The sequence below is a fragment of the Pseudomonas sp. Colony2 genome, from assembly GCF_019382755.1.
Classification (GTDB): domain Bacteria; phylum Pseudomonadota; class Gammaproteobacteria; order Pseudomonadales; family Pseudomonadaceae; genus Aquipseudomonas.
In genome coordinates, this window is record NZ_CP080030.1 from 820,099 (window position 1) to 835,422 (window position 15,324).

Annotated in this window: 15 protein-coding genes; 8 read left to right on the forward strand and 7 right to left on the reverse strand. The window is 60.8% G+C overall.

Annotated elements, in window-relative coordinates:
• Nucleotide 1: 1 nt before the first annotated feature.
• On the reverse strand, nt 2–346 hold the full coding sequence (locus JV201_RS03340; RefSeq protein ID WP_003212331.1) for a cupin domain-containing protein: 345 nt from the start codon (nt 344–346) through the stop codon (nt 2–4).
• Between the two features lie 389 nt (nt 347–735).
• Here JV201_RS03340 and kynB point away from each other — a divergent pair, with 389 nt between their 5' ends.
• Together kynB and kynA are read left to right on the forward strand one after the other, a co-directional pair.
• Nucleotides 736–1,386 carry an arylformamidase gene (gene kynB, locus JV201_RS03345; RefSeq protein WP_219406514.1) on the forward strand — a complete coding sequence of 217 codons (651 nt, stop codon included), beginning with the start codon at nt 736–738 and terminating at the stop codon, nt 1,384–1,386.
• Nucleotides 1,383–2,240: a tryptophan 2,3-dioxygenase gene (gene kynA, locus JV201_RS03350; RefSeq protein ID WP_008436669.1), complete on the forward strand. Its 858-nt coding sequence runs from the start codon at nt 1,383–1,385 to the stop codon at nt 2,238–2,240. The genes kynB and kynA overlap by 4 nt, the downstream gene beginning before the upstream one ends.
• A 177-nt stretch (nt 2,241–2,417) precedes the next feature.
• Here the strand turns inward: kynA and JV201_RS03355 are convergent, their stop codons facing one another.
• From JV201_RS03355 to antA, 4 genes are all read right to left on the reverse strand, one after another.
• The gene (locus tag JV201_RS03355) at nt 2,418–3,818 is read right to left on the reverse strand and encodes an amino acid permease (protein ID WP_003212324.1); all 1,401 of its coding nucleotides are present in this window, start codon (nt 3,816–3,818) and stop codon (nt 2,418–2,420) included.
• A 71-nt stretch (nt 3,819–3,889) separates the two neighbouring features.
• Nucleotides 3,890–4,897 carry an anthranilate 1,2-dioxygenase electron transfer component AntC gene (gene antC / locus JV201_RS03360; RefSeq protein ID WP_219406515.1) on the reverse strand — a complete coding sequence of 336 codons (1,008 nt, stop codon included), beginning with the start codon at nt 4,895–4,897 and terminating at the stop codon, nt 3,890–3,892.
• A 170-nt stretch (nt 4,898–5,067) separates the two neighbouring features.
• Complete coding sequence (gene antB / locus JV201_RS03365; protein ID WP_003212320.1) at nt 5,068–5,559, reverse strand: anthranilate 1,2-dioxygenase small subunit; 492 nt, start codon at nt 5,557–5,559, stop codon at nt 5,068–5,070.
• Nucleotides 5,559–6,950, reverse strand: coding sequence for an anthranilate 1,2-dioxygenase large subunit (gene antA / locus JV201_RS03370; RefSeq protein WP_219406516.1), 1,392 nt, complete (start codon nt 6,948–6,950; stop codon nt 5,559–5,561). Before antA ends, antB begins: the two co-directional genes overlap by 1 nt.
• Before the next feature lie 312 nt (nt 6,951–7,262).
• On the opposite strand from antA, the gene JV201_RS03375 reads away from it, so the two are divergent.
• Nucleotides 7,263–8,261 carry a helix-turn-helix domain-containing protein gene (locus JV201_RS03375; protein WP_219406517.1) on the forward strand — a complete coding sequence of 333 codons (999 nt, stop codon included), beginning with the start codon at nt 7,263–7,265 and terminating at the stop codon, nt 8,259–8,261.
• A 139-nt stretch (nt 8,262–8,400) separates the two neighbouring features.
• Here the strand turns inward: JV201_RS03375 and JV201_RS03380 are convergent, their stop codons facing one another.
• Entirely contained in the window at nt 8,401–9,276 is an 876-nt protein-coding gene (locus tag JV201_RS03380; protein WP_003212314.1) for a LysR family transcriptional regulator, read from the reverse strand.
• Between the two features lie 114 nt (nt 9,277–9,390).
• Between JV201_RS03380 and JV201_RS03385 the strand changes: the two genes are divergently transcribed.
• From JV201_RS03385 to catA, 3 genes are read left to right on the forward strand one after another with little or no spacing between them, the layout of a single operon-like run.
• A complete protein-coding gene (locus JV201_RS03385) occupies nt 9,391–10,515 on the forward strand; it encodes a muconate cycloisomerase family protein (protein ID WP_219406518.1) in 1,125 nt (374 codons plus the stop codon).
• A gap of 16 nt (nt 10,516–10,531) precedes the next feature.
• Nucleotides 10,532–10,822 (forward strand): muconolactone Delta-isomerase, encoded by a 291-nt coding sequence (catC, locus tag JV201_RS03390; RefSeq protein ID WP_003212310.1) that lies wholly within the window; start codon nt 10,532–10,534, stop codon nt 10,820–10,822.
• Between the two features lie 42 nt (nt 10,823–10,864).
• Nucleotides 10,865–11,794, forward strand: coding sequence for a catechol 1,2-dioxygenase (gene catA, locus JV201_RS03395; RefSeq protein WP_003212307.1), 930 nt, complete (start codon nt 10,865–10,867; stop codon nt 11,792–11,794).
• 124 nt (nt 11,795–11,918) lie between these two features.
• On the opposite strand, the gene JV201_RS03400 is transcribed toward catA, so the two are convergent.
• Entirely contained in the window at nt 11,919–12,392 is a 474-nt protein-coding gene (locus JV201_RS03400; protein ID WP_003212305.1) for an Lrp/AsnC family transcriptional regulator, read from the reverse strand.
• A gap of 142 nt (nt 12,393–12,534) precedes the next feature.
• Between JV201_RS03400 and kynU the strand changes: the two genes are divergently transcribed.
• A complete protein-coding gene (kynU, locus tag JV201_RS03405) occupies nt 12,535–13,785 on the forward strand; it encodes a kynureninase (protein ID WP_003212302.1) in 1,251 nt (416 codons plus the stop codon).
• A 166-nt stretch (nt 13,786–13,951) separates the two neighbouring features.
• Nucleotides 13,952–15,324: amino acid permease (locus JV201_RS03410; RefSeq protein ID WP_219406519.1), on the forward strand; the 1,373-nt coding region annotated here is incomplete at its 3' end.

Here is a 15,324-nt window from a genome sequence, read left to right on the forward strand (position 1 = left end):
GTCAGGCAAATACGAAGTACTTGCGCACTGTCTCCACCACCTCCCACGTCCCCTTCATCCCCGGCTCCACCACAAAGATATCCCCAGCCCGCAAATGGATCGGCTCCAGGCCGTCCGGGGTGATCACGCAGTAGCCTTCCTGGAAGTGACAGTATTCCCACTTCACATACTCCACCCGCCATTTGCCCGGGGTGCAGATCCAGGTGCCCATGATCTTGCTGCCGTCCTCGCTGGTGTAGGCGTTGAGGTTGACGGTGTGCGGGTCGCCTTCGAGTTTTTCCCATTTGCAGGCGTCCAGCACCGGCAGTGGATGGGTGTCGCGCAGTACGGTGATTGGCTTGGACATGATGATTCCGAGGCAGTGGAAGGGAAGTCCGAACCCTATCGCCTTGGGCGGCCCGCCAGTGGTCTGGACTCGACATCGGGATGCCCAGAAGCGCAGTCATTTGCACATCCGTGAATCACCGCCAACCCCTGTGGGAGCCGGGCTTGCCCGCGATGGCGGAGTGTCAGGCGATGGAAGGGCACGCTGTGCCGACCTCATCGCGGGCAAGCCCGGCTCCCACAGGGGATATTTGTTGTGTGAAGGATTGAGTCGGTACGAAATATCTGTGCGCCAATCAGCCATTTCCTCGCAGTAAGTGCGAAAGATTTCCCGCTTTGCGCTGGAATTCGCAAGAATATTTACAGCCGGCCCTCGTATCATTCACCCCAGTAACGACCGAGAGCCTTGAAATGAATCCAATAAAAACGTGGTGGGACATCAGCCCGCCCTTGAGCACCGCGACCCCGACCTGGCCGGGTGATACGCCGTTTCAGGAAGAGCGGGTCTGGCAGTTCGGCCCCGAGTGCCCGGTGAATGTCGGACGCATCACCCTGTCGCCCCACACCGGCGCCCATGTGGACGCGCCGTTGCACTACAGCGCGGACGGCGCGCCGATTGGCGAAGTGTCTCTGGATGTGTACATGGGCCCGTGCCGGGTGCTGCATTGCCTGGGCAGCGGCGCGCTGGTGCAGCCGCATCAGTTGGAAGGCCGCCTGGAAAACCTGCCGGAGCGTGTACTGTTGCGCACTTATCAACAGGCGCCGGTGGATGCCTGGGATTCGAATTTCGCCGCCGTCGCCCCGCAAACGGTCGAGTTGCTGTTCAGCCTCGGTGTGCGCCTGATCGGTATCGACACACCGTCCCTGGACCCGCAGCAGTCCAAGACCATGGACTCCCACAACGCCGTCGCCCGGCATGGCATGGCGATTCTCGAAGGCATCGTCCTCGACGACGTGCCGGAGGGCGATTACGAGTTGATCGCGCTGCCGCTGCGTTTTGCCAACCTCGATGCCAGCCCGGTACGAGCCATTCTCCGCCCGCTCAAGGAGCCCACGCGATGAGCCAGTGTCCTTTCTCCCCTGACTACCAGCCGCCGGAAGAATGGCATAACGCCGAGCTGAATTTTTCCGAGTCCATGAGCTACGGCGACTACCTGGACCTGGGCAAAGTGCTCAGCGCCCAGCACCCGCTGTCGCCGGACCACAACGAGATGCTGTTCATCATCCAGCACCAGACCTCGGAGCTGTGGATGAAGTTGATGCTCCACGAACTCAAGGCCGCCCGCGAACACGTGCGCCTGGGTGAGCTGCCGCCGGCGTTCAAGATGCTGGCGCGGGTGTCGCGGATCTTTGACCAACTGGTGCACGCCTGGGCGGTACTGGCGACCATGACGCCGTCGGAGTACAAGTCGATCCGCCCGTACCTGGGGCAGTCGTCGGGTTTCCAGTCGTTCCAGTACCGGGAAATCGAATTCATCCTCGGCAATAAAAGCGCGGCGCTGTTGCGGCCTCACGCCCACCGGCCGGAGTTGTTGAAGGAGCTGCAGGTGGCGATTGCCACGCCGTCGCTGTATGACGAAGCGATCAACCTGATGACCAAGGCCGGGCTGGCGATCGACCCCAAGCGCGCCGAACGCGACCCGACGGCGCCAACGGTTCACGATGATTCCGTGGAGGCGGCGTGGCGCGAGGTTTATCGCGATCCGAGCCGGTATTGGGACCTGTACCAATTGGCCGAAAAGTTTATCGACCTGGAGGATTCGTTCCGCCAATGGCGCTTCCGCCATGTCACCACGGTGGAGCGGATCATTGGCTTCCAGCCTGGTACGGGCGGCACCGAAGGCGTGGGTTACCTGCGCAAGATGCTCGACACCGTATTGTTCCCCGAGCTGTGGCGAGTGCGTTCCACGCTGTAATCAAGGCCCAACAAAAAGCCCCGGTACTCATCAGTACCGGGGCTTTTCATTTGGAATACGATCAAAATGTGGGAGCGGGCTTGCTCGCGAAAGCGGTGTGTCAGTCAATACATCAGGTGACTGACACGACGCCTTCGCGAGCAAGCCCGCTCCCACACAAGCCCGCTCCCACATGGGTTATTGCGCTGTTACTGCCTTCGCGTTGTTCAACCGCAACCGGTACGCCACATAGATAATCCCGACCCAGACCGGAATCGCATACACCGACGCCCGTACACCCGGAATCGCCAGCATCACGCAGATGATCATCAGCATGAACGCCAGGCACAGGTAGTTGCTGAACGGGAACCAGAAGGTCTTGAACGACGGCACCACGCCTTGCTCGCCCATGGCCTTGCGGAACTTGATGTGGGTCAGGCTGATCAGCGCCCAGTTGATCATCAGCGAGGCAACCACCAGCGCAAACAACAGCTCCAGTGCGTCATGCGGCGCCACGTAGTTGATCACCACACATAGCAGCGTCACCAGGGCCGAGATGCCCAGGGCACGCAGCGGCACGCCTTGCTTGTTCAACTTCATCAGCGCTTTCGGCGCGTCGCCTTGCTCGGCCAGGCCGAACAGCATGCGGCTGTTGCAGTACACGCCGCTGTTGTACACCGACAGTGCCGCGGTCAGGACCACGAAGTTGAGGATGTGGGCGGCGGTGTCGTTACCGATCAAGGAAAAGATCTGCACGAACGGACTGCCGCTGTAGGCATCGCCCGACGCGCCGAGGGTTTGCAGCAGTTGATCCCATGGGTACAACGACAGCAGCACGGTAAGGGCGCCGACGTAGAAAATCAGGATCCGGTACACCACCTGGTTGATCGCCTTCGGGATCACCTTGCGGGGTTCGCTGGCTTCGGCGGCGGTAATACCCACCAGCTCCAGGCCGCCGAACGAGAACATGATGAACGCCATGGACATCAACAGCCCCATGCCGCCATTCGGGAAGAACCCGCCGTGGCTCCACAGGTTGCTCACCGAGGCTTGCGGGCCGCCGGTGCCGCTGAACAGCAGGTAGCAGCCGAGCACGATCATGCCGACAATCGCCACCACCTTGATGATCGCGAACCAGAACTCGGTCTCACCGAAGAACTTCACGTTGAGGGTGTTGATCAGGTTGACCAGCACAAAGAACACCACCGCACTGACCCAGGTCGGAATTTCCGGCCACCAGAACTGGATGTACTTGCCCACCGCTGTCAGCTCGGCCATGCCCACCAGCACGTAGAGTACCCAGTAGTTCCAGCCGGCGAGGAAGCCTGCGTAACCGCCCCAGTACTTGTGGGCGAAGTGGCTGAAGGAGCCGGCCACCGGTTCCTCGACGATCATTTCGCCCAGCTGGCGCATGATCAGGAACGCGATGAACCCGGCTACCGCATAGCCCAGGATCATCGACGGCCCCGCCGACTTGAGCACGCCCGCCGAGCCGAGGAACAGCCCGGTCCCGATCGCCCCTCCCAAGGCAATCAGCTGAATATGCCGGTTCTTCAGGCCACGCTTGAGGCCCACCGGGTTAACCATGTCATCCGCCATTAACATTCCCTTCTACTTGTTTTTTTCAGGGTTGATCGCACACCGAGCCAGCCCCTTATACCGCTGAGGGGTCAGATATTACTCTCGGTAAACTTTTCGTAATACAGCTGAACGCCATCAAGTGCCTGATCCAGCAGCCATTGTTTGATGGATTCGACCATCGGAGGGGGGCCGCAGACGTACATATCTGCCGATTGATCCCGCAATTCGGCCAGGTCGAAATGCTCGGTGAGGTAGCCGCGTTTGCCGGCCCAGTCCGAAGGTGGGTCGCTGAGTACCTCGGTGTAGCGAAACCCCGGGATTGTATCGGCGTAGGCTTTTATGCGTGTTGCCTCGCATAAATCGGCCGCACCCCGCACGCCGTAATACAGGTGCACCGGCTGTTGGCAGGTGCTGGCGGCCAGGTCATCGAGCATGCCCAGCAGCGCCGATAGGCCGGTGCCGCCGGCAACCAGCACCAGCGGTTGGGTGACGTGCCTGAGGTAGAAAGCGCCCAGTGGCGCTTCCAGCAGCAACTCATCACCGACCTGGCAGCGTTCGCGAATGTAGTTGCTCATCACGCCATCGGGCAGCAGGCGGATCAGGAACTGCAACTGATTGCCCGGGCGGTTGGCGAAAGAGTAGGAGCGCCAACTGTCGGTGCCGGGAATCGACAGACGGGCATATTGGCCCGGCAAAAAGTCCAATGGTGCTTCAAGCTGCAGGTGCAGGATCGCCGTGCTGGGCGACACCTGCTGCACATTGCTCACCGTGCTGCGGATCTGGACCGGCCCCGGCGCGTTGCACAGGCTGGAATCAAAATCGAAATAAAACGCCGCATCGGATTGGACCCGGGTCTGGCAGCTGAGCATTTTGCGTTGTTGCAGGTCGAGGCTGGAGAGGGCTTCCTCGTCCACGTAATCCTGGCTGTAGTCGCCGGACTCGCAGCGGCCCTGGCAGGTGCCGCATACGCCTTCGCGGCAGTCGAGCGGGATCTTGATGCCGTTGCGCAACGCCGCATCCAACAGGATCTCATTGGCGCCCACCGGGAAAAACAGGGTCTTGCCGTCGGCAAAACTGAAGGCCACTTTGTGATTCATTCGCAGAACTCCGCGAGTTTGATTTTCTATGCCTGCGATTTACCTGTGGCGAGGGAGCTTGCTCCCGCTGGGCTGCGCAGCAGCCCCAAAAAGCCGGGAGCGCTACGCACTGGAGCGCCAACCCGGTCCAGCGGGAGCAAGCTCCCTCGCCACAGGTGTAATGCATCAGGTCACAGGTGATAGAAATCCAGCACCGAGTTGATGGTGTCGTTGAGCAGCAGCGCATGCTTGCGGGTGATCAACCAACTGTCGCCATCGGGCTTGAGGCTGTAAGTGGCGCTGCCGTAGAACTGCTCCGACGTCGCCAGCCGATAGAACAACGTATGCCAGTTCAACTTCACCTCCAGCAGCCCGTCCGGTTGCTCGGCAATCCGCACGTTGTTGATCAAATGCAGCGTCCTTGGCATCGGCGTGGCCGACGCAGCCTTGCCCGTACGCAGGCGAAACACCCGATCCTCCAGCCCCGAGCGGTTGGCGTAGTAGATCAACGACATTTCGCGCTTCGGGTCGCGGGTGTAGACATGTTCCGAATCCCACTGCGGCAGGTGGAATTCACTCTGCGGGTCGAACAGCTGCACGTAGGCGTCCCAGTCCTGGGCATCGCACAGCTCGGATTTACGATAAAAAAACTGCTCGATCCGGTACTGCAATTGCGCATTCATCATTCCACCTCCCGCAGTTTCAGGGCTTGCTGGTCGAGTCCGTCCAGCAGGAATTTCTGCCAGTTGCGGTGCTGGTTGACGTACAGCCCTTCGTGGGTGAATTCGGTGCCGGTCATCGCCGGCTGGATACCGATGGATTCGCTATTGGGTGTCGGCCCGGTTTCCCAGCGATGGCTGCCGCGGGAGATATCGCTCCAGCGTTCCAGGCGGCCCTGGAAGCCGCGCTGGGCTTCGCGGAACTCCACCAGGTCATCCGGCGTGCCCATGCCCGAGACGTTGAAGAAATCCTCGAACTGGCGAATGCGGTTTTCTCGGTCGGCGTCAGACTCGTTCTTCACCCCCAGGCACTGGCTGATGATTTCGGTCTTGTTCCACGCGATGGGCCGGATGATCCGCAACTGCGAGCTGATCTGGTCGAGGAAGAACAGGCTTGGGTAGATGTTCAGGTTGCGCAGGCGGTGCATCATCCATTCGGCTTTTTGCTGGCCGTGTTCTTCGATCAGGCGCGGCATGATGGTGGCGTAGCCCGAACGCACGGTGGGGTTGGGCATGTCGCTGAACAACAGGCTGTGGCCATTGTTGAAGGCGAACCAGCCGTCATCGGTGTTCGCGTCGCCGGCGCCGAGTTTGCTGTAGTCCAGTGTCGTGCCCGAGCCGGTGCCGTTTTCCGTATTGACCTGCTGGCGATGCTGCACCGTGGCCACGTAGTTGTAGTGCACGGTGCTGACGTGATAACCGTCCAGGCCGTTCTCGTTTTGCAGTTTCCAGTTACCGTCGTAGGTGTAGGCGGACTTGCCCGGCAGCACTTCCAGCTCACCGGTGGCCGATTGGGCGACCATCATGTCGAAGAACACTTTGGCGTCGCCGAGGAAATCTTCCAGGCTGTTGGTGCCGTTCACGTCGAGGCTGATGAAGACGAAACCCTTGTAGCTCTCGATCCGCGCTTTTTTCAGGCCGCGAGTGGCCTTGTCGAAGCCTTCCGGGTATTCCCCCGGCGCCTTGACCTTCACCAGCCGGCCATCGCTCTTGTAGCACCAGGCATGGAACGGGCAGGTGAAGGTGGACTGGTTGCCCTTGCCGACTCGGGTCAGGGTGGTGCCCCGGTGCTGGCAGGCGTTGATCAGCGCGTTGAGCTGGCCTTCGCCGTCGCGGGTGATGATCATCGGCTGGCGCCCGGCGCGCATCGTCACGAAGTCGTGCTTGTTGGCCAGTTCGCTCTCGTGACAGGCATAGATCCAGTTTTTTTCGAAGATCAGTTCCATCTCCAGGTCGAACAACTCCGGCTCGGTGAACATGTCCCGGGCGATGCGGAACACCTCATCCACCGGACGGAAGTCCAGGCAGCCTTCGATAAAGCTTTTCCACTGCTCGACGCTTCTTGCACCACTCATGGGAGGCACCTTTTTGATAATGGCTAGACGGGTAAGCCATTAAGAGGCTGCGGCGGGGCACCGGGCTATCCGGTTAATGGGGGAAGGTGGGCCACTTAGTTGGGCACGAAATACCCACGGCGGTGCAGGGCGGTGGCGGAATGCGCTACTGTCTTGCAAGGCGATTGTCGGAAAAGTCTGCTTGTTATCCACTTAGTCGACGGTTGCTATCCACCCAGTGGCGATCCCGCTGGCGTGGCGCAAAACTTGCTGTCGATCTACCAGGACGCGCCGTCAGAGCGCGCCGGCCACAATTGCCGTGGGTGCCCCGTGATGAGTAGCAATACACGCGATATACGTATCGAGCGCTTCGACCTTGAAGGCGCCTGCAGCTGGATGTCCGGCATTTGCGGGCCGCACCGCCTGCAAACCGCGACGCCGGAGCGCATCCGCTTTCACCACAGCGCCAATGTGTTCAAGTCCCGCGCCACGACGCTGGGGATTATCGAATACGGCACCGATGTCACCATCGACATTGAAGACGCCGAGCACTTCAGCAGCTACAGCCTGACCTTGCCGCTGGTGGGCGAGCAGGAACTGAGCAAGAACGGCGTGCGGCTCAGCTCCAACCGTGACCAGGGCGTGATCATCTCGCCCAACGAACATCAGGTGCTGGAGATCTCGGGCGACTGCCGCAAGTTGCAGGTGGTGATCACCCGCGCGGCGATGAGCGAATCCCTGGAAGGCCTGCTGCAGCGGCCGATTGAAGAGCCGCTGCGCTTCGAATCGGCGATGGACGCGGTGGACGGCGCTTCCGCGTCGTGGTGGCGCATGGCGCGGTATTTCATCGCCGAACTGGAGCGCAGCAGCGAGCTGTATGACCAGGTGGCGTTTACCCGGGACCTGGAAAGCTCGCTGATCAAGGGCCTGATCCTGGCCCAGCCGAACAACTATTCCGAAGAACTGCGGGACGTGCTGGGGGTGAAGCTGCCGCACTATTTGATTCGTGCCCGACAGTACATCCACGACAACGCCCGGGAAGCGGTGCACCTGGAGGATCTGGAGGCGGCGGCGGGCGTGTCGCGCTTCAAGCTGTTCGATGCCTTCCGCAAATACTTCGCCCTGTCGCCCATGGCCTATCTGAAGAAATACCGCCTGGGTGCCGTGCGCCAGCAAATCCTCGAACATGGCTCCACGCGCACCATCTCCGAAATCGCCCTGGGCTGGGGCTTTACTCACCTGGGGCGATTCTCGGCCGAATACCGCAAGCTGTTCGACGAATCCCCCAGCCAGACCCTGCAACGCAACGACGCCCGGCGCATGCGTGGATGAACACCTTACGCAAAAACAACGGAGATCAACTGTGGGAGCGGGCTTGCTCGCGAATGCGGTGCATCAGCCAACTCATTCGGTGACTGACACTGCGCATTCGCGAGCAAGCCCGCTCCCACATTGGATGTGTGGTGTTCTTTTAAATCAACTCTTCCACCAGCTGCAGGCAATGACTGAGCCCCGGCGACTGGTCATTGATCCGCCGGCTGAGAATGATCGGCGACGTGGCGGTGGCCTCCACCACCGGCGTGTAGCCAATGTCTGCGCGGTGCAGCACCTGCACCGAGGCGGGTACCAGGGTCACGCCCATGCCTGCGCCGACCAGACCAATGGCGGTCTGCAATTCGTTGGTCCACTGCGAAACCTTCAGGCTCAAGCCATGGGCATCGAACAGCGCGATCACATGGTCGGCGTAGCTCGGGCGCGGGTTGCCGGGATACAGCACGAAGGGTTCAGCGGCCAATTGCGCCAGGGTGGCCGGGGCGCCCAGCAGGGGATGTCCGGCGGGCAACACCGCCACCAACCGGTCCTCCACCAACACCCGCTGCACAATGGCCGGGTCGTCGATGCGAATCCGCCCGAAGCCTACGTCAATCCGCCCGGCCTTGAGGGCTTCGACCTGTTGCAGCGTGGTCATCTCCGACAGGCCCAACTCCAGCTCCAGGCCATCGTGGCTGCGCAGCCGGCGAATCAACTCCGGCAGCACGCCGTACAGCGTCGACGGCGCAAAACCGATGCCCAGCCAGGTTTTCTGCCCAAGGCCGATGCGCCGGGTGTTGTCACACACCTTGCCCAGTTGCTCCAGCAGCACATTGGCGTGCTCATAGAAAAACCGCCCGGCTTCGGTCAGGCGCAACGGGCGCCCACGCTCCAGCAGGACCACACCCAGTTCGTCCTCCAGTTGCTGGATCTGCCGGCTCAGCGGCGGCTGGGCAATGTGCAGGCGTTCGGCGGCGCGGGTGAAGTTGAGGGTTTCCCCCAGCACCTGGAAGTAACGCAGATGGCGCAGTTCCATAAAGACTCCATTCATACCTTAAGGGTATTGTTCGAGACTCATTCTATATTGGAAGCCAGCAGAGATCCGGAACAGAATCAGGCCAAATCTATAAAGAACCCAACGGGTATTGCCATGCCGATTTGCGCCATCGAGTCGATCGAGACCATCATCGTCGATCTCCCTACCATCCGCCCGCACAAACTGGCGATGCACACGATGCAGAACCAGACCCTGGTGATCATCCGCGTGCGCTGCGCCGACGGTATCGAAGGCATTGGTGAATCCACCACCATCGGCGGCCTGAGCTACGGCAATGAAAGCCCCGACAGCATCAAGATCAACATCGACCGGCACTTCGCGCCGCTGCTGCTCGGCCAGGACGCGAGCAACATCAATGCCGCCATGTTGCGCCTGGAGCGCAGCATCCGGGGCAACACCTTTGCCAAGTCGGGTATCGAAAGCGCCTTGCTCGACGCCCTCGGCAAACGCCTGAACCTGCCGGTCAGCGAATTGCTCGGCGGCCGTGTGCGGGACGCCTTGCCGGTGGCCTGGACCCTGGCCAGCGGCAACACCGAAAAAGACATCGCCGAGGCCGAGAAGATGCTCGACCTGCGCCGCCACCGCATTTTCAAATTGAAGATCGGCGCCGGTGAAGTCAGCCAGGACCTGGCCCACGTCATCGCGATCAAAAAAGCCCTGGGCGACCGCGCCAGTGTGCGGGTCGACGTCAACCAGGCCTGGGACGAAGCCGTGGCCCTGCGCGCCTGCAAGGTGCTGGGGGACAACGGTATCGACCTGATCGAACAACCGATCTCGCGCAACAACCGCGGCGGCATGGTGCGGCTCAACCTGTCGAGCCCGGCGCCGATCATGGCCGACGAATCCATCGAATGCGTGGAAGATGCCTTCAACCTGGCCCGCGAAGGCGCGGCCTCGGTGTTCGCCCTGAAGATCGCCAAAAATGGCGGGCCGCGTGCGGTATTGCGCACCGCAGCGATTGCCGAAGCGGCGGGTATCGGCCTGTACGGCGGCACCATGCTCGAAGGCGGTATCGGTACCCTGGCTTCGGCCCACGCGTTCCTCACCTTGAACAAACTGGCGTGGGACACCGAGCTGTTCGGCCCGCTGCTGCTCACCGAAGACATCCTCGCCGAGCCGCTGGTGTACCGCGATTTCCACCTGCATATCTCCACCGCACCGGGCCTGGGCCTGGCCATCGATGAAGAGCGCCTGGCGTTCTTCCGTCGCGATAACTAACAAGAGGACACCTGCGATGTTGTTCCACGTAAAAATGACCGTGAACCTGCCCGTCGACATGAACCCCGAGCGCGCTGCCGGCCTCAAGGCTGAAGAAAAAGCCTTCTCCCAGCGGCTGCAGGAGCAAGGCAAATGGCGCCACCTGTGGCGCATCGCCGGGCTGTACGCCAACTACAGCGTGTTCGATGTCGACAGCGTGCAGGAACTGCATGACCTGCTGATGCAACTGCCGCTTTATCCTTACATGGCCATCGAAGTGAATGCCCTGTGCCGGCATCCATCGTCGATCCGTGAGGATGATCGCTGAGTCTGTTTTTTCACCTAATAATTACAAGATGAGGATTGCACCATGTCCATCCGACTTTCCCAGACTGCTCACGCCCAACAGTTTCTCGAAGAAGCCAGCGGCAACCTTAACGACGGCGGCAACCCACGGGCCAAGGCGCTGATCTACCGGATCCTGCGGGACACGGTGAACATCATCGAAGACCTGGAAGTGACTCCGGAAGAGTTCTGGAAGGCGGTCAACTACCTCAACGAACTGGGCAAGAACCAGGAAGCCGGCTTGCTCGCGGCAGGCCTGGGCCTGGAGCATTACCTGGACATGCTGATGGACGCGGCGGACGAGGAAGCCGGCAAATCCGGCGGCACCCCGCGCACCATCGAAGGCCCGCTGTATGTGGCCGGTGCGCCGCTGTCCAAGTTCGAGGCGCGGCTGGACGACGGGCAGGACCCGGGCGTGCCGCTGTTCATGCAGGGCCAGGTGCGCGACACCAATGGCAAGCCGTTGGCGGGGGCGATTGTCGATGTATGGCAGGCCAATACCGGTGGTACGTATTCGTGGTTTGACAGCACACAGTCGGAGTTCAACCTGCGTCGGCGAATCGAGACCGATGCCCAGGGCAACTACCGTTTTCGCAGCATCGTGCCGTCGGGGTATGGCTGCCCGCCGACCGGCCCGACCCAGCAGTTGCTGGACCAGTTGGGGCGCCATGGCCAGCGGCCGGCGCATATCCACTTCTTCATCTCGGCGCCGGGCCATCGGCACCTGACCACGCAGATCAACCTGTCGGATGACCCGTACCTGCATGATGATTTTGCCTATGCGACGCGGGATGAGTTGATCGCCGAAATTCGCTTCAGCGAGGACGCAAACCTGGCAAAGGAATTTGGTGTGGAAGGGCAGTTTGCGCAGATTGATTTTGACTTTGAGTTGCAGCCTGCGGCGGCGCCGGTAGAACAAAAGCGCATGCAGCGAGTGCGCGCCCTCGAAGACTGAACGCGGTAAAAAAATGTGGGAGCGGGCTTGCTCGCGAATGCGGTGGATCAGTCAATATTTCCGGTGACTGACACTCCGCATTCGCGAGCAAGCCCGCTCCCACATTGGCTCTGTATCGTTTGGCCTATTTGCGAACAACCAGATCGAGCAGATCATCCCGATCCTTGATCTTCTGCAGCACGATCTCCGAGCGAATGTCCATCACCCCCGCCGTGCGGTTCAGGTGGTTCACAATGAAATCCGAAAAATGCTTGAGGTTGCGCGCCTGCACCCGCAGCACATAATTGCTCGCCCCGGTAATCACATACGCACTGGCCACCTCCGGCCACCCCTGCACCTTCTTGATAAACGTCTCGTGCCAATCCTCCACATCCTGGCGTAACGACAAGTGGACGATGGCCTCCAGCTCGATCCCCAGCTGCTCGGCGTTCAACACCGCCCGATAACCACTGATGATTCCCTCGCTTTCCAGCAGGCGCAAACGCCGCAGGCAGGCCGACGGCGACAGGGCGACTTTCTCCGCCAGTTCCTGGTTACTGATACGGCCATCCTGTTGCAGGAAATGCAGAAGGCGCAGGTCGGTGGCGTCGAGAATCATGGTTAGAATAAATCCGCGTATTTGGGGGTTAAATTCGAATTTCCTACAGCTTAATTAGCCTGTTGCCCACCACTTTGCACGAAAATTCTCTAAAGCTTCGTTCATTATTTGGCTCATTGTTACTACAACAACAGGACTGACCATGACCACCCGCACCCATTGCCTGACCCTCGACGCCCAGGATCCGCTGGCGCCATTGCGCAACCAATTCGCCTTGCCGGCCGGGGTCATCTACCTCGACGGCAACTCCCTCGGTGCGCGCCCGGTAGCGGCACTGGAGCGGGCGCAAGCGGTGATCGCCGAGGAGTGGGGCAATGGGCTGATTCGCAGCTGGAACAGTGCCGGCTGGGCCGACCTGTCCCAGCGCCTGGGCAATCGCCTGGCACCGCTGATCGGTGCCCGCGACGGTGAAGTGGTGATCACCGATACCACCTCCATCAACCTGTTCAAAGTGCTCAGCGCCGCGCTGACCGTGCAACGCGAACGCGCGCCAAGCCGCAAGGTGATCGTCAGCGAAGCGAGCAATTTCCCCACCGACCTGTACATCGCCGAAGGCCTCACCGAACTGCTGCAACAGGGCTACTCCCTGCGCTTGGTCAACAGCCCGGACGAACTGCCGAAAGCCATCGACCAGGACACGGCCGTGGTGATGCTCACCCACGTCAACTACAAGACCGGCTACATGTACGACATGCAGGCCCAGACTGCCTTGAGCCATGAATGTGGCGCGCTGGCGATCTGGGACCTGGCGCATTCGGCGGGCGCGGTGCCGATCGACCTGCATCAGGCCGGTGCCGATTATGCGATTGGTTGCACTTACAAATACCTCAACGGCGGGCCCGGCTCCCAGGCGTTTGTGTGGGTCAACCCGGCGCTGGTGGATGTGGTTACGCAGCCGCTGTCGGGCTGGTTCGGGCATACCCGACAGTTCGCCATGGAATCGCGTTATGCCCCGAGCCAGGGCATCGCCCGCTACCTGTGCGGCACCCAGCCGATTACCTCGCTGGCGATGGTGGAGTGTGGCCTGGATATTTTCGCCCAGACCGATATGGCCAGCTTGCGCTCTAAATCCCTGGCGTTGACCGACCTGTTCATCGAGTTGGTGGAAAGCCGTTGCGCCGCCCACGACCTGACCCTGATCACCCCGCGTGAGCATGCCCGACGGGGCAGCCACGTCAGCTTCGAACACCCGGAAGGCTACGCGGTTATCCAGGCCTTGATCGCTCGTGGCGTGATTGGTGATTATCGCGAGCCGCGGATCATGCGGTTCGGGTTTACCCCGCTGTACACCAGCTTTGCTGAAGTGTGGGATGCGGTGGAAATCCTGGGTGAGATTCTCGATCAGAGAACCTGGGACCAGCCGCAGTTCAAGGTTCGCCACAGCGTCACCTGAGTAAACGCAGAGCAAAAAATGTGGGAGCGGGCTTGCTCGCGAATGCGGTCTATCAGTCTCTGATGTATTGACTGGCACACCGCATTCGCGAGCAAGCCCGCTCCCACAGGGGACAGTGTTTCAACCAGAAAAGCAGTGCAATCACAATAATAAAGGGGCACGCCACGTGACCACGCCAGACCAAGGCTTTGCCGAAATCACCAATCGCGAACTGGGCCTCAGGCGCCAGCTCACTTCCGGCCAGATGAGCATGATCGCCATCGGTGGCGCCATCGGCACCGGGCTGTTCATGGGCAGCGCCTACGCCATCGGCTATGCCGGGCCCAGCGTGCTGGTCAGCTATGCCATCGGTGCGCTGATCACTTTGCTGTTGATGGGCTGCCTGGCGGAGATGACCGTGGCGCATTCCACCTCGGGCTCCTTCGGCGCGTATGCCGAATTTTACGTCAGCCCGCTGGCCGGTTTCCTGGTGCGCTATGCGTACTGGGCGGCGATTGTGCTGGCGGTGGGCGCCGAGGTCACGGCGGTGGCGATGTACATGAAGTACTGGTTTGCCAACGTGCCTGAATGGGTGTGGATCGTCTCGTTTTCCAGCGTGCTGATCGTACTCAACGCCATCAGCGTCAAGACCTTCGGCAACTTCGAGTACTGGTTTTCCACGATCAAGATCAGCGCGATTGTCGGCTTCATCATCCTCGCGGTGTACGTGGTGTTCGGCTCCGGCAACCCGGATTACGGTGTGCAGAACTACGCGGCCCACGGCGGCTTTTTCCCGAACGGGTTGAGCGGCATGTGGATCGCGGTGATCGTCTCGATCTTCAGTTACCTGAGCGTGGAAATGATCGCGGTGGCCGCCGGTGAAGCGGCCGACCCGGAGCAGGCGGTGAAAAAAGCCTTCCGCGCGACCATCGTGCGCCTGGTGGTGTTCTACCTGCTGACCCTGGCGCTGATGTTGGCCATCGTGCCGTGGAACCAGGCCGGCCACGCCCAGAGCCCGTTCGTCACGGTGATGCAGACCATCGGCATTCCCGGCGCCACCGGGGTGATGAACTTCGTGATCCTGATCGCTGCGTTGTCGGCGATGAACAGCCAGCTCTACATCACCACCCGCATGATGTTCAGCCTGTCCCGCGCCGGTTTTGCGCCCAAGTCCATGGGCGCCTTGAGCAAGAGCGGGATCCCGTTGAACGCCTTGTTGCTGTCCAGCTCGGGCATTGCCCTGGCGACCCTGCTGAACGTGGTGTACCCGGAAAGCTCGTTCACCCTGATGATGGCGATCTCGATGTTTGGCGCGATCTTCACCTGGTTCATGATCTTCCTCACGCACCTGTTTTTCCGCCGCTACCGCAAGCGTCACGGCGGGGCGAAGCTGTCGTTCCAGCTGGCGCTGTTTCCCTACAGCACGCTGCTGGGCCTGGTGCTGATGGGCGCGGTGATGATCACCACGTTCTTCACCGATGCATTCAAGATGACGCTGGTGTTCGGGGTGCCGTTCCTGCTGATTCTTTCGGCGGTGTACTACGTATTTTTCCGCAAGGG